This is a genomic window from Amycolatopsis sp. WAC 04169, assembly GCF_003947535.1.
GTDB lineage: Bacteria > Actinomycetota > Actinomycetes > Mycobacteriales > Pseudonocardiaceae > Amycolatopsis > Amycolatopsis keratiniphila.
The window spans coordinates 413,057-434,793 of the sequence record NZ_QHJI01000010.1 but is presented as its reverse complement, the minus strand read 5'-3'; the positions used below and the strand labels follow the sequence as shown (position 1 = coordinate 434,793).

General features: G+C 69.4%; 17 protein-coding genes. 13 read left to right on the top strand and 4 right to left on the bottom strand.

Going from position 1 to position 21,737, the window contains the following annotated elements; all coding sequences use genetic code 11:
- Position 1 precedes the first annotated feature (1 nt).
- The 3 genes from DMC61_RS29335 (at position 2) to DMC61_RS29325 (ending at position 4,290) form a co-directional block, all read left to right on the top strand.
- On the top strand, positions 2 to 2,293 hold the full coding sequence (locus DMC61_RS29335) for a glycoside hydrolase family 95-like protein (protein ID WP_125693054.1): 2,292 nt from the start codon (positions 2 to 4) through the stop codon (positions 2,291 to 2,293).
- Positions 2,294 to 2,353: 60 nt separating this feature from the next.
- Positions 2,354 to 3,322, top strand: coding sequence for a peptidylprolyl isomerase (locus tag DMC61_RS29330; protein ID WP_125693052.1), 969 nt, complete (start codon positions 2,354 to 2,356; stop codon positions 3,320 to 3,322).
- 254 nt (positions 3,323 to 3,576) lie between these two features.
- Positions 3,577 to 4,290: a MerR family transcriptional regulator gene (locus DMC61_RS29325; RefSeq protein WP_125693050.1), complete on the top strand. Its 714-nt coding sequence runs from the start codon at positions 3,577 to 3,579 to the stop codon at positions 4,288 to 4,290.
- Here the strand turns inward: DMC61_RS29325 and DMC61_RS29320 are convergent.
- Complete coding sequence (locus tag DMC61_RS29320; protein ID WP_125693048.1) at positions 4,272 to 4,706, bottom strand: MarR family winged helix-turn-helix transcriptional regulator; 435 nt, start codon at positions 4,704 to 4,706, stop codon at positions 4,272 to 4,274. The genes DMC61_RS29325 and DMC61_RS29320 overlap by 19 nt on opposite strands.
- A 57-nt stretch (positions 4,707 to 4,763) precedes the next feature.
- On the opposite strand from DMC61_RS29320, the gene DMC61_RS29315 reads away from it, so the two are divergent.
- Together DMC61_RS29315 and DMC61_RS29310 are read left to right on the top strand one after the other, a co-directional pair.
- On the top strand, positions 4,764 to 5,270 hold the full coding sequence (locus DMC61_RS29315; RefSeq protein WP_063272263.1) for a DUF6790 family protein: 507 nt from the start codon (positions 4,764 to 4,766) through the stop codon (positions 5,268 to 5,270).
- A 22-nt stretch (positions 5,271 to 5,292) separates the two neighbouring features.
- Positions 5,293 to 5,895: a TMEM175 family protein gene (locus tag DMC61_RS29310; protein ID WP_125693046.1), complete on the top strand. Its 603-nt coding sequence runs from the start codon at positions 5,293 to 5,295 to the stop codon at positions 5,893 to 5,895.
- A gap of 125 nt (positions 5,896 to 6,020) precedes the next feature.
- On the opposite strand, the gene DMC61_RS29305 is transcribed toward DMC61_RS29310, so the two are convergent.
- Positions 6,021 to 6,845 carry an NAD(P)-dependent oxidoreductase gene (locus DMC61_RS29305; RefSeq protein ID WP_125693044.1) on the bottom strand — a complete coding sequence of 275 codons (825 nt, stop codon included), beginning with the start codon at positions 6,843 to 6,845 and terminating at the stop codon, positions 6,021 to 6,023.
- Between the two features lie 37 nt (positions 6,846 to 6,882).
- Positions 6,883 to 7,689, bottom strand: coding sequence for an IclR family transcriptional regulator (locus DMC61_RS29300; RefSeq protein WP_016335334.1), 807 nt, complete (start codon positions 7,687 to 7,689; stop codon positions 6,883 to 6,885).
- A gap of 154 nt (positions 7,690 to 7,843) precedes the next feature.
- On the opposite strand from DMC61_RS29300, the gene DMC61_RS29295 reads away from it, so the two are divergent.
- From DMC61_RS29295 to DMC61_RS29260, 8 genes are all read left to right on the top strand, one after another.
- Complete coding sequence (locus DMC61_RS29295) at positions 7,844 to 9,355, top strand: sodium:solute symporter family protein (RefSeq protein ID WP_063272258.1); 1,512 nt, start codon at positions 7,844 to 7,846, stop codon at positions 9,353 to 9,355.
- A gap of 46 nt (positions 9,356 to 9,401) precedes the next feature.
- Complete coding sequence (locus tag DMC61_RS29290; RefSeq protein WP_125693042.1) at positions 9,402 to 10,346, top strand: 5-dehydro-4-deoxyglucarate dehydratase; 945 nt, start codon at positions 9,402 to 9,404, stop codon at positions 10,344 to 10,346.
- Between the two features lie 2 nt (positions 10,347 to 10,348).
- Positions 10,349 to 11,605 (top strand): enolase C-terminal domain-like protein, encoded by a 1,257-nt coding sequence (locus tag DMC61_RS29285; RefSeq protein WP_125693040.1) that lies wholly within the window; start codon positions 10,349 to 10,351, stop codon positions 11,603 to 11,605.
- A gap of 4 nt (positions 11,606 to 11,609) precedes the next feature.
- Positions 11,610 to 12,755 carry a hypothetical protein gene (locus tag DMC61_RS29280; RefSeq protein WP_125693038.1) on the top strand — a complete coding sequence of 382 codons (1,146 nt, stop codon included), beginning with the start codon at positions 11,610 to 11,612 and terminating at the stop codon, positions 12,753 to 12,755.
- Positions 12,756 to 12,770: 15 nt separating this feature from the next.
- Positions 12,771 to 14,228 carry an aldehyde dehydrogenase (NADP(+)) gene (locus tag DMC61_RS29275; protein WP_125693036.1) on the top strand — a complete coding sequence of 486 codons (1,458 nt, stop codon included), beginning with the start codon at positions 12,771 to 12,773 and terminating at the stop codon, positions 14,226 to 14,228.
- A gap of 106 nt (positions 14,229 to 14,334) precedes the next feature.
- Complete coding sequence (locus DMC61_RS29270; protein WP_125693034.1) at positions 14,335 to 16,677, top strand: polysaccharide lyase 8 family protein; 2,343 nt, start codon at positions 14,335 to 14,337, stop codon at positions 16,675 to 16,677.
- Between the two features lie 344 nt (positions 16,678 to 17,021).
- Complete coding sequence (locus tag DMC61_RS29265; protein WP_125693032.1) at positions 17,022 to 18,170, top strand: epoxide hydrolase family protein; 1,149 nt, start codon at positions 17,022 to 17,024, stop codon at positions 18,168 to 18,170.
- Between the two features lie 69 nt (positions 18,171 to 18,239).
- Entirely contained in the window at positions 18,240 to 19,037 is a 798-nt protein-coding gene (locus DMC61_RS29260; protein WP_125693030.1) for an alpha/beta fold hydrolase, read from the top strand.
- Here DMC61_RS29260 and DMC61_RS29255 read toward each other — a convergent pair.
- Positions 19,030 to 21,729 (bottom strand): BTAD domain-containing putative transcriptional regulator, encoded by a 2,700-nt coding sequence (locus DMC61_RS29255; protein ID WP_125693028.1) that lies wholly within the window; start codon positions 21,727 to 21,729, stop codon positions 19,030 to 19,032. The two genes, DMC61_RS29260 and DMC61_RS29255, sit on opposite strands and share 8 nt — an antisense overlap.
- Between the last annotated feature and the right edge of the window lie 8 nt (positions 21,730 to 21,737).

The following is a 21,737-nucleotide window of genomic DNA, read 5'->3' as shown; positions in this document are numbered from 1 at the left end:
CATGGACATCACTCGCAGGACGGTGCTCGGCGGGGCGTTGGCAGGCGTGGCCGCGGCCGGATTCGCGCCGTCCGCGTCGGCGGTGGAGAACGACTTCGCGCTCGGCGGCCTCGACTGGGCCGGATTCCTCGGCACGGCCGACCTGATCTGGCGCCGGATGCCGAAGACCTGGTACGAGGGCCCCTTTCTGGGCAACGGCTTCCTCGGCTCGGGCATCTACGCCGAACCAGGCCGGAACGCCGTCCGGTTCAACGTCCAGCATAGCGAGGTACAGGACCACCGGCCGGAGTTCGGCTCCCTGTTCGGGCTGGCGCGGCTGCCGATCGGGCATTTCACCCTCGAACCGGTCGGCGCCATCACCGGGATCGACTGGCGGATGGACCTCTGGAACGCCGAGCTCAGGGGCACCATCACCACGGCCGCGGGCAGCCTGTCGCTGCGCGCGATCGTCCACACCGGACAGTCGCTGCTGGCCGTCGAGATCGAGCCGACCGAGGGGGAGCGCGGTTTCGCCTGGGTCTTCCATCCGGCGGAGGCGGTGAGCCCGAGAACGGATCCGAAGTTCGGGAAGCCGCCGCCCGCCGGGTATGCCGCCAACCCGCCCGCGACTCTGGAAAGCAGCGGTGACAGCAGGCTTTCTGTGCAGAGCCTGCTGTCTGGCGGCGAACACGTCACGGCGTGGCGCGAGGTCGCCCAGGGCTCGAAGCGGACGCTGTACACGTCCGTGGCCTGGTCGTATCCGAAGCGGACCGCCGTGCGGGAGGCGTTGAACACGGTCCGCCGCGCCGAGCCGTTCTTGGCGCTGACGGCCGGACATCGCAGATGGTGGCACGACTACTACCGGCACGGTTTCCTGTCCATTCCGGACACCCGCCTCCAGAGCTTCTACTGGATCCAGCTGTACAAGATCGCCTCCGCCGCGCGCCGGGAGGCTCCGGTGATGGCGACCTGCGGACCGTGGCTGGAGCCGACCCCGTGGCCCGCGACCTGGTGGAACCTCAACGTCCAGCTCGAGTACTGGCTGATCCACGGGTCCAACCACCTCGAACTGGACGCCGTCGGCCACGCGCTCGGCAAGTATCGGGCGAACCTGACGAGCCAGGTCGCCGAGCCGTACCAGCACGATTCGGCGGGCATCCCGCGTACGACGGACATGAACCTGCTCAACGGCGCGGTCGGGACGAACGCGGGCTTCCCGGTCGGCATCCCGGGCAAGGCGACGCCGACGCCGGAGGTCGGCAACCTCACCTGGGCGCTGCACAACGTCTGGCTGTCCTATCGGCACACGATGGACCGGCGCCTTCTGCGCGACACCCTGTTCCCGTTGCTGCGCAAGGCGATCAACTACTACCTCCACTTCCTGGCACCCGGGGCGGACGGGAAACTGCACCTTCCGGCGACGTTCTCGCCGGAGTACGGCGTCAACGCGCCCGACTGCAACTACGATCTGGCACTGATCCGATGGGGCTGCAAGACCCTGCTGGAGTCGGCGGCGGAACTGCGCGTCGACGATCCGCTCGCACGACGGTGGCGGGAGGTCCTGGCGACGCTCGTCCCGTACCCGGTCGACGCCAACGGCTACATGATCGGCGCGGGGGTGCCGTTCGCGAAGTCGCATCGGCACTATTCGCATCTGCTGCAGATCTACCCGCTGTACGAGATCACCTGGGAACGGCCGGAGCACCGGCGGATCATCGAGACCTCGCTCGATCACTGGGTGGGCTTCGAGGGGGCGTTGCAGGGCTACACGTTCACCGGGGCCGCGTCGATGTCGGCGCAGATGCTGCGCGGCGAGAAGGCCGAGTTCTACCTCGGCGAACTGCAACGGCGCTACATCCAGCCGAACACGATGTACAAGGAATCCGGTCCGGTGATCGAGACGCCCCTTTCGGCCGCGCAATCGCTGCACGACATGCTCGTGCAGAGCTGGGGCGGCGTGATCCGGCTCTTCCCGGCGGTGCCCGCGAAATGGGCGGACGCCGCGCTGCGCGACTTCCGCACGGAGGGGGCGTTCCTGCTCAGCGCCTCTCGACAAGGCGGGAAGACGCGGTGGGTCAAGATCACCAGCGAGGCCGGGGCGCCGTGCGTGCTGCGGACGGATCTCGACGGCGAACTGACCGTCCGTGACCGGTGGGAGCGGCCGAAACGCTGGCGGCGGCTGCCGAACGGAGACGTCCGGATCGACTTGCGGCGCGGTGAGGAGGCTGTCGTGCACCGTGCGGGCGACCGGCCGGACTTCGAGATCCGGCCCGTGCCGTCGAACGGCGACGGCACGCCGTGGGGGATGCCGTGACCTCCTGAAGGGCGATACGCAAGAGTGTTCTTGTACTTCCTCCGGACGACAGGAGCACAGATGTCCCAGCCGCCGCAGCCGGGCGAGCCCGAAGGCCAGGCGCCCGCCCCAGGCCCTCAGCCGGGGCAGCCTTATCCGCAGCAGCCTTATCCGCAGCAGCCGTATCAGCAACAAGGCTGGTACGGCGCGCCGCAGCAGCCGCCGCCGTCTTCGAACAAGACGGCGCTGTGGGTCGGGCTCGGGGTGCTGGGACTCGTCGTGGTGGTCGCCGTCGTGGCGATCCTCGGGTTCGTGGCGCCCGGGTTCTTCCTGTCGGACTCGAAGGACAAGGGCGCGGTCGCGTCGTCCTCGTCGGCTCCGGCCTCCAGTTCCCAGGAGACGGCGACGCAGAGCCCGGTGAACATCCCGTCCGCGCGCACGGAACTGCCGAAACGCACGACCCCGCTCGCGGATCCGACGGAGTGCGCCTACCCGGCGGACACCTCCGGTCCGGTGCCGAAGAAGGTGAACCCGCCGGCGGCGGGACCGACTCCGGCTTCCGGCACGGTGGCGCTCACGGTCAAGACGACCGCGGGCGACATCGGGCTGACGCTGGACCGCGGGCTCGCGCCGTGCACCGTGGCGAACTTCTTTTCCCTGGCGCAGCAGGGGTACTACGACGGCACTTCGTGCCACCGCCTCGGTGTCTCGGGGCTGCAGATGCTCCAATGCGGCGACCCGGAGGGCACCGGAATGGGCGGACCGGGTTACACGGTCCCGGACGAGGTCTTCTCCGGGCTCAAGTACGGCCGCGGCATTCTCGCCATGGCGAAGAAGCAAGCGCCGGACTCGGGTGGCAGCCAGTTCTTCATGGTCTTCGGTGAAGCGGAACTGCCGCCGGACTACACGGTGTTCGGGAGCATCTCCGACGAGGGCCTCCAGACACTGGACAAGGTCGCACGCGGTGGCGTGGACGATGCGAAGGGGCCCGGAGACGGGACGGGGCCGCCGCGGATCGCGGTGCAGTTCCAGTCGATCGTGGTGGGCTGAACGCGCGGTTGCCAGGAAAGGACCTTTCCTGGCAACCGCCGTCTCACGCGGCGGTCCGCGGCTCTTCGCGCAGGATCCGCCGGCACAGATAGAGGCAGACGCCCGCCGCATGCGTATCGAGCCGATCGCGTCTTCGTCCGTCGACGAACTGGCCGCCACGTTCGGCCCGCTCGTGCAGCACTGCCTGACGGGGCCCACGACGCGCGCGTGATCGCTCTTGTATCTCCCCCGAGGGGAGGTGCGAGGGTGGGCGGATGGACGACCCCCGGTACTCGATCGGCGAGCTCTCCCGGCGGACCGGGCTGACCGTCAAGACCATCCGTTTCTACTCCGACCGAGGCATCTTGGCCCCGTCCGGCCGCACCGCGTCCGGGCACCGGCGCTATGGCGTCGACGCGCTCGCGCGCCTGGAGCTCGTGCGCACGTTGCGTGAGCTGGGACTCGACCTGGGCACGATCCGGAAGGTCGTCGAAAGCGAAGCCGCCCTTCCCGATGTCGCCGAGACCCACCTGCGGGTGCTGGAAGCGCAGATCCACGTGCTGCGTCTCCGTCATGCGGTGCTGAAAGCCGTGACCCGGCGCGGATCCACTCCCGAGGAGATCACTCTGATGCACGACTTGGCCAAACTGACCGAGGAGGAGCGACGTCGGCTGATCGACGACTTCCTCGACGCCATCTTCGGCGGTCTCGAGCATCCCGGGTTCGCCGGGATCGCCCGCTCGATGACGCCCGAACTACCCGAAAGTCCCGCGGTCGAACAGGTCGATGCCTGGGTGGAACTCGCCGAACTGGTGAGGGATCCGGATTTCCGCGCCCTCATGCGACGCCTCGCCGAAGGGTACGACGCCGCCCCGCGGCGGGATCTGCCGTGGCTGGACATCGCCGATGATCCCCGGCGGGAGCGGTATCTCGAGCTGCTCGCCGTGATCAACGGGTGGGCGGCTCCGGATCAGCGCCGCGTTCCCTGATCGGGGGAGAGGATCTCGGCCAGCCGGAGGGTGTCTTCGAGGTAGCGCTCGTAGGGGAAGCCTGCCGCGATGAGCCCGGCGCGGAACTCGTCGTAGAGCGGTTTTCCGGCCGCATGGAAGGCTTTCCGGCCGACCTCGGTGAGGCGGACGAGCCTCCGGCGCGCGTGCTCGGGGTCGACGGTGACCTGTACCAGGCCGTCCGCCTCGAGCGGTCGTAGCGCCCGGCTGATCGCCGGGTCGGACACCGAAAGCGCCTGCGCGAGCCGATGCTGCGTCGCCGGTTCGATCTCCTCGAGCGTGCCCAATAGCCGTATCTGGCTGTACGTCAAGCCGTCGGTGCCTTCGGTGCGCCGCCGGGCGTTCTCGCCCAGCAGCATGACCACGCGGTGCAACAGGTCTGCGAGTCCGTCATCCACGAGGGTCACTATACCTGATTGTTGACGAGTTAATATTAACTAGGTAAGACTGAATGCATGGACAACTTCTCTTACCTCGCCCAATCCGCCTTCCCGCTGGTCTGGATGCTGGTGCCGGCCGTCGGGGCGTTCCTGCGAGCCCGCCACGCTCCGACGGCCCACGAACGGCTGGAGATCTGGCAGCGCTGGTGGGCGATCGGCGCCCTGGGCTTCGGCAGCCTGTGGATGACGGTCGCGTTCCTCGCGTTCCCGGATGTCATGGCCACCGCCATCGGCTTCGACCGGACGCCCTTCCTGTTCGAGATCGCCTTCGCGAACCTCGGGCTGGCCGTCATGGGATTCCGCGCCGCCTCGGCGTCCGCGCGCGAACGCGTCACCATCGGGCTCGGCGCCGGGATGTTCCTCTGGGGAGCCCTGGTCGGCCACGTCTACCAGTGGTTCGCCAACGGCGTCCACAGCCCCGGCAACACCGGCGGTGTCCTCGCCAACGACCTGCTCATCCCCGCCGTCATGATCATCCTGGCCGTGCGGTCCCGGAAGCTCCGCCCGGCAACCGTCGCCTGACGCAGAGGGAGATTTCCGCATCATGGCGACTCAGGCCCCGCCCGAGCGGCTCACCATGTTCATCGACGCGGTGAGCGCGATCGCGCTCACCCTGCTGGCGCTGGAACTCCCCGTCCCCGCCGGCGACACCACCGCCGCGATGCTGAATTCGGTGGCGGATCACGGCAAGGAGTATCTGGCCTTCGGCGTCAGCTTCGTGGTGATCGCCGCCCATTGGCGCGCCCACCACGAGATATTCGGCCATGTCCGCTCGCTGAACAGTCGCCTGATCAGCCTCACCCTGGCCTGGCTGTTCATGCAGGTCCTGACGCCGTTCGCGACCCGGGTGATCACCGCGGACGGCGCCTTCCCGCCCCGGTTCAGCCTGTACGCGATCGTGCAGGTGCTGGCGTCCGCGTCGTTCGCGCTGATCATCCGGGAGATCCGGCGCGAACACCTCTACCGCGCGGACACGCCGCCGTGGGCGTTCAGTCAGAACCTGGTGCGGAGTGTGTGCCTGGCGGTTGTGTTCGGGGCTTCGGTTCCTGTTTCGTTCGTTACCGCGGGCACTTGGGCGTACTTGTGTTGGCTGGCGGCGCCGGTTGTGCTCGCGGTGGCAGGGCGGGTGCAGGGGCGTGCGAGGTGAAGTGCTCGCCGGGCTGGCACTGTGTGGATTTTGGGGCGTTAGATGACCAGAAATCCACACAGTCCAGTAGAAACGGCCCTCACCCGGCGTCACCCCGACAGCTCTCCGCTACCAAACGAAAGACGTCAGAGCGGGTTGTACGCCCCCAGCGGCGCGGTGCAGAACGGCCCCCCGACGTACTCCGCCGCCACCCCGGTCGGCGCGGGCATGTCCGCCAGCTGGTCCGCGTAGGTCTCGGCGTTGTCGAGCGACTTGTAGCCCAGCTCCTCGGCTTCGGCGAGCGAGTAGATCCGGCGCGTGTTGTCGGAGACGCCCCAGATCAGCCGGTAGCCGGGGGAGGGGTAGCTCAGGCAGGCCTCGAACATCCTGGCGCCGTCGTCGGGGGAGAGCCACGTCGTCAGGCCGCGCGGGCCGAGGACGAGCGGGCTTTCGAAGCAGGAGCCGATCCGGATGACGATCACGTCCATGCCGAAGCGCGAGTGGTACAGGCTGCCGAGCGCTTCGATGGCCGCCTTGCTGACGCCGTAGTAGGTGTCGGGACGGGGCGTGGAGTCGGCGGGGAGACCGTCCGGGCCCGCCTCGTCGTTGCGGCGGAAGCCCACGGAATGGTTGCTGGAAGCCAGAATCACCCGCGGCACACCGGCGGCGCGCGCGGCTTCGAGGACGGTGTGGGTGCCGTTGATGTTCACGTCGAGCGTGGCTTCCCACGAGTTCTCGCGGCTGTGCCCGCCGAGGTGGATCACCGCGTCGACGCCGGCGCAGGCCTTCGCCATCGCCTCCGGGTCGGTCACCGAAGCGGTGATCAGCTCGACGTCCTCGCCGCCCGAGGCTTCGGGTTGCGCGGCCAGGTCGAGCAAACGCAGCACCCGTCCGGAACGGCGCAGCCGCGGCCGCATCAGGGTGCCGACGATGCCCGCCGAGCCGGTGATCAGGACGCGCTGGTCTGCCATGGGGACCCCTTGTCAGTGAAGGAAAGTGGGAAACAGGTCAGCGGATGCCGGCGCGGCGCAGTTGCTGGCCGAGCTCCGCGGTGATTTCGGCGAGGAGTTCGCCGACGCGCTGGGCATCGGCGTCGGTGACCTCGGTGACCGGCATGGAGCAACTGATCGCGTCGGTGCCGGGGATGCGGTACGGGATCACGGCCGCGACGCAGCGGACGCCGAGGCTGCCTTCCTCGATTTCCGAGGCATAGCCGCGTTCGCGCGTCTTCGCGCATTCGGCGTGCAGCGCCTCGACGGTGGTGATGGTGTTCGGGGTGAGCGCCGGCAGCTCTCCGGTCAGGAGGCCGTCGATCTCGTCGTGCGTCAGTTCGGCCAGCAGTGCCTTCCCCAGTGCGGTCGCGTGGGTGGGCAGCGTGCGGCCGACGCGGGACACGAGATGCGTCGAGTGCCGGGACTCGCGCGTCTCCAGGTAGACGACGTCGGTGCCCTCGCGGCGCGCGAAGTGTGCCGTGTAGCCGGTCTTCTCCCGGATCCGCTCCAGCGCTTCGGTCGCGTACGGGACGACCGGGTCGCGGTCCAGGTAAGCCGTGCCGCAGATCAGCGCGCGGACGCCGAGGCGGTAGCGGGCGGTGTTGGTGTCCACTTCCAGCCAGCCGGCTTCGAGCAGGGTGCGGAGCAGGCCGTGCAGGCTCGACCTGGGGAAACCGGTCCGCGCGTGGAGATCCGACAGGGAGAGCCACACGTCGTTCGCGGCGAAGGTCTCGATGAGGTCGATCGCCCGCCTGGCCGACTTCACCCCGGCGGGTTCAGGCGCGCCGTTCGCCACCGTGACGGCGGCTTCCTGCTGCGGCATCCGCGCTCCTCCATCCGGCCGTTGACTTGTGACTCCGGCCATATTAGCGTCCCGAACAGCGTTCTTATGGATGAACATAATCACTATAACAGACTCCGTTCATGGATGTGAACAGGTCGGGCTGGGCCTTCGTGAACGCGGAAAGGAGTCAGCGGTGCATTTACTGGACTGGATCATGGTGTCCGCGTACTTCGTCCTGATGGTGGTGATCGGCTTGTGGTCGCACAGCCGGGTCAACACGGTCAGTGACTTCTTCACGGCAGGCGGCAAGATGCCGTGGTGGCTGGCCGGTATCTCCCACCACATGTCCGGCTACAGCGCCGTGCTCTTCGTCGCGTACGCGGGCGTCGCGTACACGGACGGCATCACCGTCTACTTCTGGGGCATGGCCAGCATCGGCATCGGTGTCGGCATCGGCAGCTGGCTGTTCGCCTCACGGTGGAACCGCCTGCGTTCGAAGCTCGGTGTCGCCTCTCCGCTCGAGTACCTGGCGAAGCGCTTCAACGTGCCCACCCAGCAGGCGCTGGCCTGGAGCGGCAGCCTCCTGAAGATCTTCGACATCGCGGCCAAGTGGTTCGCCGTCGCGACGATCCTCAACGTCTTCGCGGGCGTGCCCTACACCTGGGGCATCATCATCACCGGCACGATCACCCTGATCTACTGCACCGTCGGCGGTCTCTGGGCCGACGCGCTCACCGACTTCGGCCAGTTCGTCATCCAGGCCATCGCGGCGATCGTGATGCTGTGGGTCGTGCTGGACAAGCTCGGCGGCGTTTCCGGGCTGTGGACAGTATGGGGCGACCTCCCGCCCGCCCACCTGAACCCGACGACGTCGAAGTTCACCACCATCGTGTTGCTCGTCTACGTGCTGGTGAAGACGCTGGAGTACAACGGCGGTATGTGGAACCTGGCGCAGCGCTACATGGCCGCGCCGAACACGTACGAGGCCCGTCGCGGCGCGCGGCTCTCCTCGATCCTGTACCTGGTGTGGCCGTTGGTGATGATGTTCCCGATGTTCGCCGCCCCGCTGCTGATCCCGGACATCGACAACCCCAACAACGCCTACGCGATCATGACCACGACGTTCCTCCCGCCGGGTCTGGTCGGGCTGGTGCTGGCCGGGATCTTCTCGCACACCATGGCGATGGTCTCCTCGGACGCCAACGCGATCTCCGCGGTCATCACCCGCGACATGCTGCCCGTGCTGTGGAAGAAGGCCAGGAACTTCACCGAGTCGCAGGGGCTGCTCGCCGCCCGTGTCTCCACCGTGCTGTTCGTCGCCGCCACCATGGCGGTGGCCACGCAGGCCGAGAAACTCGGCGGTGTGCTCGGGATCGTGGTGCTCTGGGTCGCTGCCCTGATGGGCCCGATCTCGGTGCCGCTGCTGCTCGGCATGCTGCCGGCGTTCCGCCGCTCCGGCTCCCGCGCGGCGCTGATCTCGTGGGCGGGCGGTCTCATCGCCTACGCGATCGCCTACTACGGCTACAACGCCACTCTCGCGGTCACCGTGTCCACCCCGATCCTGGTGTCGCTGGGCTTGTTCATCGGGCTCGGCTACCTCATGCCCGAGCGCAAGGCCTCCACCGACGAGATCATCGACACGATCGACCGCGACGACGACGTCACACCCCGCAAGTCGCAGGACGGCACCACCGTGCCCGCCTGACCGGGCCCGTACCCGGGACCATCCACAAAGAACGAAAGAGAAATCCATGGCACAGCCCAAGATCGAACTCGACGGCCTACTGGCGTTCCCCCTGACCCCCTTCACCGAGGGGCTGGAACTCAACCTCGACGCGTTCGCGGAAACCGTCGAGAGCCACGTGGCCGCCGGAGCCGGTGCGCTGTTCGTCGCCTGCGGTACGGGCGAATTCAGCTCGCTGTCCCCGGACGAGCACGCAGCGATCCTGCGCAAGGCTCGTGAGGTCGTGGCCGGGCGCGTGCCCGTCTGGGTCGGTGCCGGCGGCGGTGCGGCCTCGGCCCGAGCCGGGATCGCGGCGGCGGAGGCGGGCGGCGCGGACGGCGTCCTCCTCCTGCCGCCGTACCTGGTCACCGGCCCGCCGTCCGGGCTGGTCGACCACGTCCGGTACGCCGTCGGGGATTCCTCGGTCCCGGTGATCGTCTACCACCGGTCCACCGGCGTGTTCACCCCGGACTCGGCGGTGGAACTGCTCGACATCCCGTCGGTGGTCGGCATCAAGGACGGCTTCGGCGACGTCGAACTCATGAGCCGGATCATCACCACGATCCGCTCCGCCGGCACCGACCGGGCCAAGGATTTCCTGTTCTTCAACGGTCTTCCGACGGCGGAGGTCTCCGCGCGCGCCTACTCCGCGGTCGGCGTGGCGCGGTACTCCTCGGCCGTGCACTGCTTCGCGCCCGAGATCGCGGCCCGGTTCCACCGCGCGCTCGCGGAGAACGACGACGCCGTCATGGAGGCGCTGCTCGCCGGGTTCTACCTTCCGCTGGTCGCGTTGCGGGACGAGGGACAGGGCTTCGCCGTGTCGCTGGTCAAGGCCGCGGCGCGGCTGCGCGGGGACAAGGTCGGCTCGGTCCGGCCGCCGCTGGTCGAGCCCACCGCGGACCAGATCGCCCGCCTGGAGAAGATCATCGACGACGGTCTCGCCGTCCTCAAGTCCGTCGAGGCCGGTGCCTGAAGATGAAGGTTCTCGACGTCGTCCTGACCCCGGTCGCCTTCGCCGACCCTCCGCTGCTCAACGCGATGGGCGTGCACGAGCCCTTCGCGTTGCGCGGTGTCGTCCAGCTGATCTGCGAAGACGGCGTGGTCGGTCTCGGCGAGTCCTACGGTGACCTCGCCTTCCTCGACCAGGTCAGGAAGGTGCTCCCGGAGCTCAAGGGGCACGACGTGTTCGACCTGCCCGGTCTCCGCCGGAAGGTCGCCACCACGCTGGGCGAGGTCGTCTTCGCCGACGCGCACGGGCTGACCGGCGGCTTCTCCGTCAGCAAGACCGTGGCCAGCGTGTACTCGCTGTTCGAGGTGGCGGCGCTCGACGCGCAGGGCCACTACCTCGGCAGGCCGGTCGTGGACCTGCTCGGCGGCAAGGCACGCGACGCCGTCGACTTCTCCGCCTACCTGTTCTACAAGTTCGGTGCCCACCTCGGCGCCGAGGAGGACTCGTGGGGCGAGGTGACCACGCCGGACGCGCTCGTCGGCGAGGCACGCCGCATGGTGGAGGAGTACGGCTTCGGCTCCATCAAGCTCAAGGGCGGGGCTTTCGACCCCGACCAGGAGATGGACGGGATCCGCGCGCTCGCGGACGCGTTCCCGGACCACCCGCTCCGCATCGACCCGAACGCGGCGTGGACCGTCGAGACCGGGATCCGGGTCGCGGAAGAACTCGACGGCGTCCTGGAATACCTCGAAGACCCGACACCGGGTATCGAGGGCATGGCACGGGTCGCGGAGAAGGCGAATATGCCGCTGGCCACGAACATGTGCGTCGTGCGCTTCGCGGACATCGAGCCCGCCTTCCGGCAGCGCGCGGTCGGGGTCATACTTTCGGACCATCACTACTGGGGTGGTCTGCGGGACACCCAGGCCCTCTCCATCACGGCGGAATGCTTCGACGTGGGCCTTTCCATGCATTCGAACAGTCATCTCGGGATCAGTCTGGCCGCTATGGTGCACGTGGCCGCGGCGACGCCGCACCTGACCTACGCCTGCGACACCCACTGGCCGTGGAAGACGGCCGACGTCATCGCCCCGGGTGCGCTGGAGTTCGCCGACGGTGCGGTCGCGGTGCCCGACAAGCCGGGGCTGGGGGTCGAACTCGACCCCGACGCGCTGGCACGGGCCCATGAAGACTATGTCCGAAGTGGACAGACAAAACGGGATGACGTGACCTATATGCGGAAGTTCGTGGGAAGCTTCGAACCGAACACGGCACGGTGGTGACAGGGTGAAGGTCACCGGATACGCCTACCCCTGGGACGTCGTCGACGATCCCGGCTTCGTCGAGCGCGTACGGGAACTCGGCGTCGACGAGGTCGCCGTCGCCGTGTCCTACCACAGCGCCCGCGCGGCGACGCCCTGGTCGCCCGAGCGCACCTCGGTCGTCGCGCGCCACGCGGCGCTGTACCGGCCGGTGCGCGAAGAGGCGTGGGGTGAGCTGAAGCCCGCCGAGCCGGACTGGGTGGAAAGCCGCGACAGCGCGGGCGACGCCGTCCGGACGCTGACCGAGGCGGGGATCCCGGCCGCGGCGTGGATCGTGCTGACGCACAACTCGCAGCTGGGCACGGAATTCCCGGATTTCACCGTGCGCAACTGTTTCGGCGAGCGGTATCCGTGGGCGCTGTGCCCCGGCGCGCCCGCGGTCCGCGAGTACGCGGCGAACGTGACGGCGGAGAGCCTCGCCGGGCTCGACTTCGCCACCGTCATCCTCGAGGCCTGCGGTCCGCTCGGCGCCGTGCACCAGCACCAGCACGAGAAGACCGACGGCGTCTGGTCGCCCGCGGTGGCCCGGCTGCTGTCGATCTGCTGCTGCGACGACTGTCTCGACGCCTGGGCGGCGGCCGGGCAGGATCCGGTGAAGGCGCTGGGCAAGCTGCGGGCCGAGGTCCGGCGGCTGATCGACAGCGGCGACCTGCGTGCCACCGAGGACAAGATCCTGCCCACACTGCGGCAGGTCCTGCTCGACACGCGCCAGAACGCGACCGACGCCCTCCGGCGCGCGGTACTCGAGAAGATCCCGTCCGGGCCCAGGATCGTGCTGCACGGCGCGATGGACCCGTGGGTCACCGGCGCGCTGCCGGGGCTGACGCCGTCGGCCCCGGACGACGTCGACGCGGTGGTGCTGCAGAACTGGGCACCCGGCCGCCCCAGCGTGGGCGCCGTCGAGGCGGCACGGGCGAAACTGCCGGAGAAGGTCGCCGTCGGCAGCTACATCACCGCGGTGGCGGCGAGCCCGGTGCCCGACATCGAGGCCTACACCACCGAACTCGGCAAGGCAGGCGCCACCGAGCTGCACCTGTACCACCTCGGCCTCGCCGGCCCGGGGCGCTGGGCGGATCTCATCGCCGCCGTCAGCGCCGCGCAAGAACTCTAGGAGAAGCAGGAAATCATGAGCCAGGCAACGGATCCCGCCACGCTCGAACAGATCCTCGCGGCCGCCGCCGATGCGGCAGGCACGACGGCGGCCGCGACCCCAGCCCAGCGCGCCGGATGGCTGAACGCGGCCGCGGACGCCCTCGACACGGCCGCCGAAGAGCTGATCGCGCTGGCCAACCAGGAGACGCACCTCCCGGCCGCGCCGCGGCTGCAGGGCGAGCTGAAGCGCACGACGTTCCAGCTTCGCCTGTTCGGCGAGGTGCTGGCGGACGGCGAGTTCCTCGGCGCCACCGTCGACCACGCGGACGCCGCGTGGCCGATGGGGCCGCGGCCGGACATCCGGCGGCTGCTCACCCCGATCGGGCCGGTGCTGGTGTTCGCCGCCAGCAACTTCCCGTTCGCGTTCAGCGTCGCGGGCGGCGACACCGCGTCGGCGCTGGCCGCGGGCTGCCCGGTCGTGCTCAAGGCGCACTCGGGGCATCCGGAGCTCTCCGCCCGCACCGGCGAGGTCCTGCGTGACGCGCTGGTCGAGGCCGGTGCGCCGGAGGGGATCTTCGCGGTCATCTACGGCCAGCAGAACGGCGTCACGGCGTTGAAGGACCCGCGGATCCAGGCGGCGTCGTTCACCGGCTCGGTACCGGGCGGGCGGGCGCTGTTCGACATCGCGACCTCGCGGCCGTCGCCGATCCCGTTCTACGGCGAACTCGGCAGTGTCAACCCCGTCGTCGTCACGCGGGCCGCGATCGACGCGCGCGGCGAGGCGATCGCCAAGGGCTACGCGGGTTCGTTCACCCTCGGCGCCGGGCAGTTCTGCACCAAGCCGGGGCTGCTGTTCCTGCCCGAGGGCCACGGCCTCGAAGACACGCTGCGCGAGGCCGTCGCGGCGATCCCGGCGCAGCCGATGCTCAACGAGCGCATCGCGGCGGGCTTCGCCGACGGATTGGCGAAGCTCAGCGAGGTCGACGGCGTCGAGGTGCTGTCGGAATCCGGTGGCGCGGAAGGGATCTCGCACGGCGCGACACTGCTCGCCACCACCGCCAAGGCGTTCCTCGCCGACGCCGACACGGTCCGCGAGGAGTGCTTCGGCCCGGCGTCGCTGATCGTCACCTACACCGATCAGGCCGAGCTGATCAGCCTGCTCGGGGTGATGGAACCGGGGCTCACCGCGACCATCCAGGGCGAAGAGTCCGATGTGGACTGGATCCGCCCGGTCCTCCCGTCGCTGACCCGGGTCGCCGGCCGTCTGCTGTGGAACGACTGGCCGACCGGCGTCACCGTCACCTGGGCACAGGAACACGGTGGTCCCTACCCGGCGACCACCGCGCCGACCAGTACCTCGGTCGGCACCGCCGCGATCGAGCGGTTCCTGCGACCGATCGCCTGGCAGGGCTTCCCCGACGCGCTGCTGCCGGAACCGTTGCAGGAGAACAACCCGTGGGGCCTGCCTCGCAGGACCGACGGGAAACGCTAGAAACCTCGTGAGTGGTGAGGGCGGTTAGAACCGTCCTCACCACTCACGAGCCCCAGCATCCGCCGCCGCCCCTGATCCGTCTCGACGCACTTTGGGAGGCACTGTCATGTCCGGATTCGGTTACTTCGACAGGAGAACGGCCTTGCGGGGAGGCGCGGCAGCGGCCGCTTCGGTGGCCCTCACATCAGCACTCGCGGGCACCTCGTCCGCGCAGCCCGCGGCTCCGGGCTCGTCGTCCATCGTGACCGGTTACCGCGAACTGCAAATCGGTATCAACCGGCCGTCGGCGGAGCGCTCGGCCGCGCTGGCGAATCTCGACAGGGTCGCGAAGGCGTACCACGACAGCATGACGGTCGGCGACGGTCCACTGTGGAAGGACCTGCCGCTCGGCCCCGGCAGCGAGTTCACGACGTCGATGTACGCCCGGCTCCGCGCGATCGCGGTGAACTGGGGTACTCCCGGCGGCGTGCTGGCGGGTGATCCCGCGGTGCTCGCCCGGATCAAGGGCGCGCTGGAACTGCTGTACACCAGCGATCAGTACAGCGAGAAGACCGCCGAGATCGGCAACTGGTACACCTACGAGATCGGCATCCCGCTCTACCTGCTGCACATCCTCGCGACGGTCGCCGACGAGCTCACCCAGGACGAGCTCGCCAAGTATCTGAAGCCGGTGCTGAAGTTCTCCGGCGATCCGAACCGCCGCACCAACAACCCGAGCGTCGTCGAGACCGGCGCCAACCGCGCGGACAAGTCGACGATCGCCATCGTCTCCGGCGCGATGCTGGGCGACGCCGAGCGGATCAAACGCGGTGTCGGTGCGTTCACCGACGTCGAAGGCGGGGGAGCGGCGAGTGTCATCGCGAAGCTGCACCGCTCCGGCGGCGACGGCTTCCACACCGACGGTTCGTTCCTCCAGCACGATTCGGTGCCGTATCCCGGGCACTACGGGATCATCCTGCTCACCGCCGTCGCGTCCGCCGTCCACGTCACCAAGGGCACGGAGTTCGAACTGCCCGCCGACGTCCGCGACGCGGCGTACGCGCTGGTCTCCGACACGTTCGCGCCGTTCGTGTACGCGGGCGCGCTGATGGAGTCGGTTCGCGGCCGGTTCCTTTCCCGGCAAGGGGAATCCGCGCACGACATCGGGCACCAGCTCACCGGCGCGGTGGTCCTGCTGGCCCGGTCGGCGAGCGGGAAACGCAAGGAGGAACTCGGCGATCTCGCCGCGAAGTGGATCACCGAGGACACTTTCGCGCCGTACCTCGAGATCCCCGATCCCGAAAGGTTCGCGCCGGGGCCGGATCTCGTCGGCATCCCCGGCATCGAGTTCGCGCAGGAACTGCTGGCGACCAAGGTGCGGGCGACCCGGACGGTCGCGACGCATCGTGTGTTCGGCCAGCAGGACCGGATGGTGCACATCACCGAAGGCTGGTCGGCCTCGCTCGGCGTCGCCTCGACGCGGATCTCGCGGTACGAGTCGATCAACTCGATGAACCTGCACGGCTGGTACGTCGGCGACGGTTCGCTGTATCTGTTCCTGCCCAAGGCGAAGGGGCACTTCACCGACGCCTTCTGGCCGACGGTCGATCCGCTGCTGCTGCCGGGCACGACCACCAAGAGTGGCCCGACCCCGAAACTGGAGTCGGTGCCGCTGACCGGCAAGGATCACTGCGGTGGTGTCCGGTGGGACGCGCGGCACGGCGCGCACGCCCTCGACTTCGTCTCGCAGGACGGCACGCTGACCGCGAAGAAGTCGTGGTTCTTCACGCCGTCCGGTGTGCTGTGCCTCGGTGCTGGGATCACCGACACCTCCGGCGAGCGGATCCGGACGACGATCGAGAACCGCAACCTCGGCGAGAACGGCACCGGTGTCCTGCTGGCCGACGGTCATCTCGTCGAGGGTTCGGAGTCCTTGCGGCGCAAGCGATGGCTGCACCTCGAACGGGTCGGCGGTTACGTCCTGCTCGACGACGCCGAGGTCACCGCGCTGCGTGAGGACCGGACGGGGACTTGGCGCGACATCGACAAGGGTGCCAACACCAAGGGCACCACGGTGCCGTACACGCGGCGCTACCAGAAGCTGGTCATCGAGCACGGGAGCAAGCCGTCGAACGCGAGTTACGCGTACGCCGTCCTGCCGACCGCGTCGGTACTGCAGACGATCGCCTCGGCCTGGTCGTGGCGCGTGCGGTCCAACACGGCGACCGTGCAGGCCGTCCGGCTGTGGGACGCGACCCTGCTGGCGAACTTCTTCGCGGCCGGGTCCGTCGACGAGGTGTCGGTGTCCGGTCCGGCGTCGGTGGCGCTCGGCCGGACGGGGAACGGCTGGCAGCTGGCGGTTTCGGATCCGACGCAGCGTCAGGAGGTCCTGCGCGTGACCGTGCGCCGGAAGACCTTCGAGGTGCCGGTGAAGGACACCTTCGGCGCTACGCAACTCGTCCGCGTTTAGTCGGCCAAGTGCGGGGTCGTCGGTCGGCAATCTCAGGCCGGTCCGTGAAGGCCTCCTTGAGGGACCCTGGGTCCCTCAAGGAGGCCTTCACGGACGAACGCGGCGATCGCCACGGTGGGCCAAAAACAGTTTTGCGAAGGGGACTTTCGTCGCATCGGATGCAGGGAAAGCTCCCGTCGCCCCTCCGCGATCGCCAGGGGTTGGGTCGCGAAAGCCACTTTCGGGACATCAGACGTCGCGAAAGTGGCTTTCGCGACATGCTTGACCACGAGTCCGCATTTAGTCGGCTAAGTGCGGGGCCATTTAGGTCAGGATCTGGCCTGAATGGCCCCTACGGTCATCTCATGACCGACATCGAGCAGTTCCGCATCGACATCCCGCAGTCCGATCTGGACGACCTGACCGACCGCCTGGCCCGCACCCGCTGGCCGTCGGCGCTGCCCGGTGCCGAGTGGAGCCGCGGCGTCCCCGTCGCCTACCTCAAGGACCTGGCCGAATACTGGCGAGACGGCTACGACTGGCGCGCGTGGGAGAAACAGCTCAACGAGTTCCCGCAGTACCTCACCGAGATCGACGGTCAGCGCGTGCACTTCCTGCACGTCCGGTCGCCGGAGCCGGGCGCGATCCCGCTGATCATGACGCACAGCTGGCCCAACTCCATCGCCGAGTTCCTGAACGTGCTCGGCCCGCTCACCGACCCGCGAGCCCACGGCCTCGACCCGTCACGCGCCTTCCACGTCGTCGCGCCGTCCTTGCCGGGCTTCGGTTTCTCGCCGTTCCCGGAACCGGCCGACGAACGTCCGTGGGACATCGCGCGGGTGGCGCGGACCTGGGCGGAACTGATGAGCCGTCTCGGTTACGAACGGTATGGCGCGCACGGGAACGACGCCGGCGCACTGGTGACGCCGTGTCTCGCGGCGCACGCGTCCGAGCACGTCATCGGTTCGCACATCACGTCCGGCCTCGGGGTGCCGATGGGCGATCCGGCCGACTTCGAGGGGCTCACCGAACAGGATCAGGCCGATCTGGCGGGCTTGATGGAGCGCTTCGCGGGCGGCAGCGGATACGCGCCGTACCTGACGAACAGGCCGCAGACGCTGAGTTTCGGCTTCCTCGATTCGCCGGTCGCGCAGCTGGCGTACCTGGTGGAACGGTTCAAGGAGTTCGACGGCTGGCCCGACGGCACGGCGCCCGCCGAGCCGATCGACCGCGACCTGCTCCTCACCAACGCGACGCTGTACTGGCTGACCGGGACCGGCGGCACGTCGCTGTGGCCCTACTACGAGGGCCAGGCCGCGATGCCGATGGACCAGACGGTGGTGCCGACCGGCGTCTCCCACGGCGGACCGTCCGCGCTGCGCACGATCGCCTCCCGCAAGAACGACGTCGTGCGCTGGGCCGATCACGACAGCCCCAGTCACATGGTCGCGATGGCCGTGCCGGACGACGTGGTGGCCGAGCTCCGGGAATTCTTCGGAAATCTCCGGAAGTGATGTCGAGCGGTGGTCATCGGCTCCGACCCAGTGCCGAAGCTAGAGTGAAGCGACCCTGCGGAGGACCTGATGACCACCTCGTTCGAGACCGTGACTTCGGCCGACGGCACCCCGATCGCCTTCGAGCGCACCGGGGAGGGCACGCCGGTGATCCTGGCCGGCGGCGCGTTCAACGACCGGACGACCGTCGCCGGCCTGGCCGCCACCCTGGCGCCGGAGCACACCGTGATCGCCTACGACCGTCGCGGCAGGGGTGACAGCGGAGCCGGCGCGGTCTATTCGGTGGAGCGCGAGGTCGAGGATCTCGCCGCGCTGATCGAGCACGTGGGCGGCTCGGCGGCGGTGTTCGGGCACTCGTCGGGTGCGGTGCTGGGGCTGGAGGCGGCGGCCAGAGGCGTCGCCATGACCAGGCTCGCCGTGTACGAGCCGCCGTACGTCGTCGACGACAGCCGGGAGCGGCCCGGGGCCGACCTCTTCGACCGGGTCCGTGCGTTGATCGCCGACGGCGACCGTGACGGCGCGGCGGAACTGTTCCTGGTCGAGGGGACGGCGACGCCGGAAGAGGTCGTCAAGGGGATGCGGGACGACCCGTTCTGGGCGTGGTTCACCGGGCTCGCCCACACGCTGCCCTACGACCTCGCGCTCTGCGGTCCCGGAAACGTGCTGCCCGCGGAAAGGCTGGCGAAGGTCTCCGTGCCCACGCTGGTCATCGACGGCGGGGAGAGCGACGCCTGGATGCGGGCGGGCACCCGCGCGGTCGCCGACACGGTCCCCGGCGCGCGGTACGCCACCGTCGAGGGACAGGACCACGGCGTCCTCCACCGGCCGGACACACTGCGCGATCTGCTCACGGGGTTCTTCAGGTGACGACCTGCAGCGGTTCGGTGGGCAGGCCCATCGCGGCGTAGTGGTCCCGCGCGGCTCCGGCCTGCCCCAAGCCGGCCAGCGCGCGGGCTTCCTGCAGCCGGTAGCCGATCCGCTTCGCCGTTTCGAGCGCGAGCCGATGCCGGCCGAGGCCCGCCGCCGTCTCGCCGAGCGCGAGGCAGGCGGTGCCCAGGCTGTTGGCCGCCATCGCCAATAGCAGCGGATGGTTGAGCCGGGTGAGGATCGCGCACGCGCGATCGGCCTGCTCGCGCGCGTCGCCCGGACGGTGGGCGAGCAAGAGGGCGTCGGCGAGGTCGATCCGGCTCCACGCCTCGCCGAACAGGTAACCGAGATCCCGCGAGGTGGTGATCGACCGTTCGATGATGTCGAAGGCCTCGTCGAAACGCCCCAGCTTGGAGAGGACGAGGCCGAGCTGGGCCGAACTCAGGATCGCGCCGCGCTCGTCCTCACGCAGCGCCACCGCTCGCCGGGCCGAGATCAGCGCGTCGTCCAGTCCGCCGAGGACTTCCTGTGCGTTGCTGAGATTGGTCCACAGCGTGGCGGCGCCGGTCTCGCCCACGACGGCCAGACCGTCCTCGTAGAACCGGATGGCCTCGGGGTAGCGGCCGAGCATGGCGTGGAGCGCGCCCGCCCTGGACAGCGCGATCGCCTCGGCCGCGCGGTCGCCGGACGCGCGGACGACGTCCAGCCGTTCGAGGGCGCAGTCCATTCCCTCGGTGAGCCGCCCGTTCTCCCAGAACGCCAGGGTGAGGCTCGCCAGGCTCAGCTGGATCGCGTGCGGGTCGCCGATCCGGCGGGCGGCGGCGATCCCGGCTCGTGCCACGGCGAGCAGTTCGTCGAGGTGCCCGCTCTCCCGGAGGTGCTCCGCGGTGTCCGCGGCGATCCGCCAGGCGTGTTCGTCGAGACCGGCGTCGAGCGCGTGCCGGGTCACCGCGACGAGGTTCGCCCGTTCCGCCCGATACCAGCCGGGGCCGCCGCCGTCGCGGTAGTGATCGAGGAGCCGATGCACGGCCGGGCCGGATTCCTCGTCGCGTGCGGCGTTGCGGGCGTGTTCGGCGATCAGGTCGTGGAACGCGTAGCGGCCCAGCGCGGGCTGCCTGAGCAGGTGGGCGTCGAGCAGGTCCTCCAGCAGGCGTTCGGCCTCGCGTTCCCCGGTGCCCGCCAACGCGGCCGCCGCGGGCACGCCGATGTCGGCGCCTGGATTGCGCCCCAGCAAACGGAACATACGCTGTTGCTCGGCGTCGAGTTCCCGATAGGACAGTGCGAAGGCCGCGGCCACGTCACGTCCGGCGACCTTCAGCTCGGCCAGCCGGTCGTGTTCGGAGCCGAGCCGCTCGGCCAGGGCCTGGACGGTCCACTGTGGACGATTCTGCAGCCGGGCGGCCGCGATGCGGATGGCCAGCGGCAGGTTCCCGCACAACGCGGCCACACCCGAGTCCGGCCGCCCGGACGCCGCCGCGAACAGCGCGCCCGCCTCTTCGTCCGGCAGCACTTCGAGACTGATCGACGCGGCGCCGTCGACCGCGGCGAGGCGGCGTCTCCCGGTGACCAGGAGGGCGACCGTCGCGGAACCCGGCACCAGCGGCCGCAGCTGTTCCGCGCTCGCGGCGTTGTCGAGCACCACGAGCAGCGACCGGTCCGCCGTCCTGGTCCGCCACAACTCGGCCCTCCGGTCCACGCCGCCGGGAAGCCGCGAAGCCGGGACGTCCAGTTGTCCGAGCAAGGCTTCGAGCGCGGCCTCGGGCGGAAGAGGTTCGCGGGCGGGGGAGTGGCCGTGCAGATCCACGAACAGCTGTCCGTCGGGGAAATCGGCGGCGAGCCGATGCGCCGCGTGGACGGCGAGTGACGTCTTGCCGACACCGGCCATCCCGTCGACGACGACCGGGCGGCCGAGCCGCACGGCGTCGGCCAGGCGATTGATCTCGGCCTCGCGCCCGGTGAAATCCGGGACGTCGTAAGGGAGGAAGCAGCGGGTCTTGCCGTATTCCGGCTCGTCACGCAGGATCCGCTCGTAGAGTTCGCGCAGTTTCGGCCCGGGGTCGATCCCGAGTTCCTCCACCAGCCGCGTTCGCGCCTGCCGGTAGACGTTCAGGGCGTCGGCCTGCCTGCCCTGCTGGTGCAGCGCGCGCATGAGCAAGCCGGCGAACGGCTCCCGGAGCGGATGCTCGGCGACCAACGCCGTCAGCTCCGCGACGGAGTCTTCCCCGGCGGAGATCTCTTCGTCGAGACAACGCTCCACAACGGACAGACGACGCTCGTCGAGCTCTTCGGCCTCGCCGCGCAGTGCCGCACTGTCCACACCGGACAGAGCGGGCCCACTCCAGCACGTGAGCGCTTCCCGGAACTCGCCACGCGAGACGTGCCCCTCGAACGTGTGCAGGTCGAAGGAGCGCGGGCGAAGGACGAAGCCCGGGCCCTCGGCGGTCAAGACGTCGTCGGCGGCGCCCTCGGCGACGAGCGTGCGCTTCAGCGCGGTGGTGAGGTTGCGGATCTGGCGCGTGGCGGTGGCGGGTGGGTCTTCGTCCCAGACGACGTCCACCAGCCGCGAGACCGAGACGACGCGATCGGCGCCGAGCAGCAGCGCGGCGAGGATCCGCTCCTGCCGCGGGCCCGCCAGTTTCACCGGCCGTGCCCCGTTCCGGCACTGCACCGGCCCCAAGATCCGGAACTCCATCGCACCCC

Bases quoted from the DNA above. Each gene is read 5' to 3' on its own strand.
- DMC61_RS29335 (WP_125693054.1), top strand. From the start codon at position 2: ATGGACATCACTCGCAGGACGGTGCTCGGCGGGGCGTTGGCAGGCGTG.
- DMC61_RS29330 (WP_125693052.1), top strand. From the start codon at position 2,354: ATGTCCCAGCCGCCGCAGCCGGGCGAGCCCGAAGGCCAGGCGCCCGCC.
- DMC61_RS29325 (WP_125693050.1), top strand. From the start codon at position 3,577: ATGGACGACCCCCGGTACTCGATCGGCGAGCTCTCCCGGCGGACCGGG.
- DMC61_RS29315 (WP_063272263.1), top strand. From the start codon at position 4,764: ATGGACAACTTCTCTTACCTCGCCCAATCCGCCTTCCCGCTGGTCTGG.
- DMC61_RS29310 (WP_125693046.1), top strand. From the start codon at position 5,293: ATGGCGACTCAGGCCCCGCCCGAGCGGCTCACCATGTTCATCGACGCG.
- DMC61_RS29305 (WP_125693044.1), bottom strand. From the start codon at position 6,845: ATGGCAGACCAGCGCGTCCTGATCACCGGCTCGGCGGGCATCGTCGGC.
- DMC61_RS29300 (WP_016335334.1), bottom strand. From the start codon at position 7,689: ATGCCGCAGCAGGAAGCCGCCGTCACGGTGGCGAACGGCGCGCCTGAA.
- DMC61_RS29290 (WP_125693042.1), top strand. From the start codon at position 9,402: ATGGCACAGCCCAAGATCGAACTCGACGGCCTACTGGCGTTCCCCCTG.
- DMC61_RS29285 (WP_125693040.1), top strand. From the start codon at position 10,349: ATGAAGGTTCTCGACGTCGTCCTGACCCCGGTCGCCTTCGCCGACCCT.
- DMC61_RS29275 (WP_125693036.1), top strand. From the start codon at position 12,771: ATGAGCCAGGCAACGGATCCCGCCACGCTCGAACAGATCCTCGCGGCC.
- DMC61_RS29270 (WP_125693034.1), top strand. From the start codon at position 14,335: ATGTCCGGATTCGGTTACTTCGACAGGAGAACGGCCTTGCGGGGAGGC.
- DMC61_RS29265 (WP_125693032.1), top strand. From the start codon at position 17,022: ATGACCGACATCGAGCAGTTCCGCATCGACATCCCGCAGTCCGATCTG.
- DMC61_RS29260 (WP_125693030.1), top strand. From the start codon at position 18,240: ATGACCACCTCGTTCGAGACCGTGACTTCGGCCGACGGCACCCCGATC.
- DMC61_RS29255 (WP_125693028.1), bottom strand. From the start codon at position 21,729: ATGGAGTTCCGGATCTTGGGGCCGGTGCAGTGCCGGAACGGGGCACGG.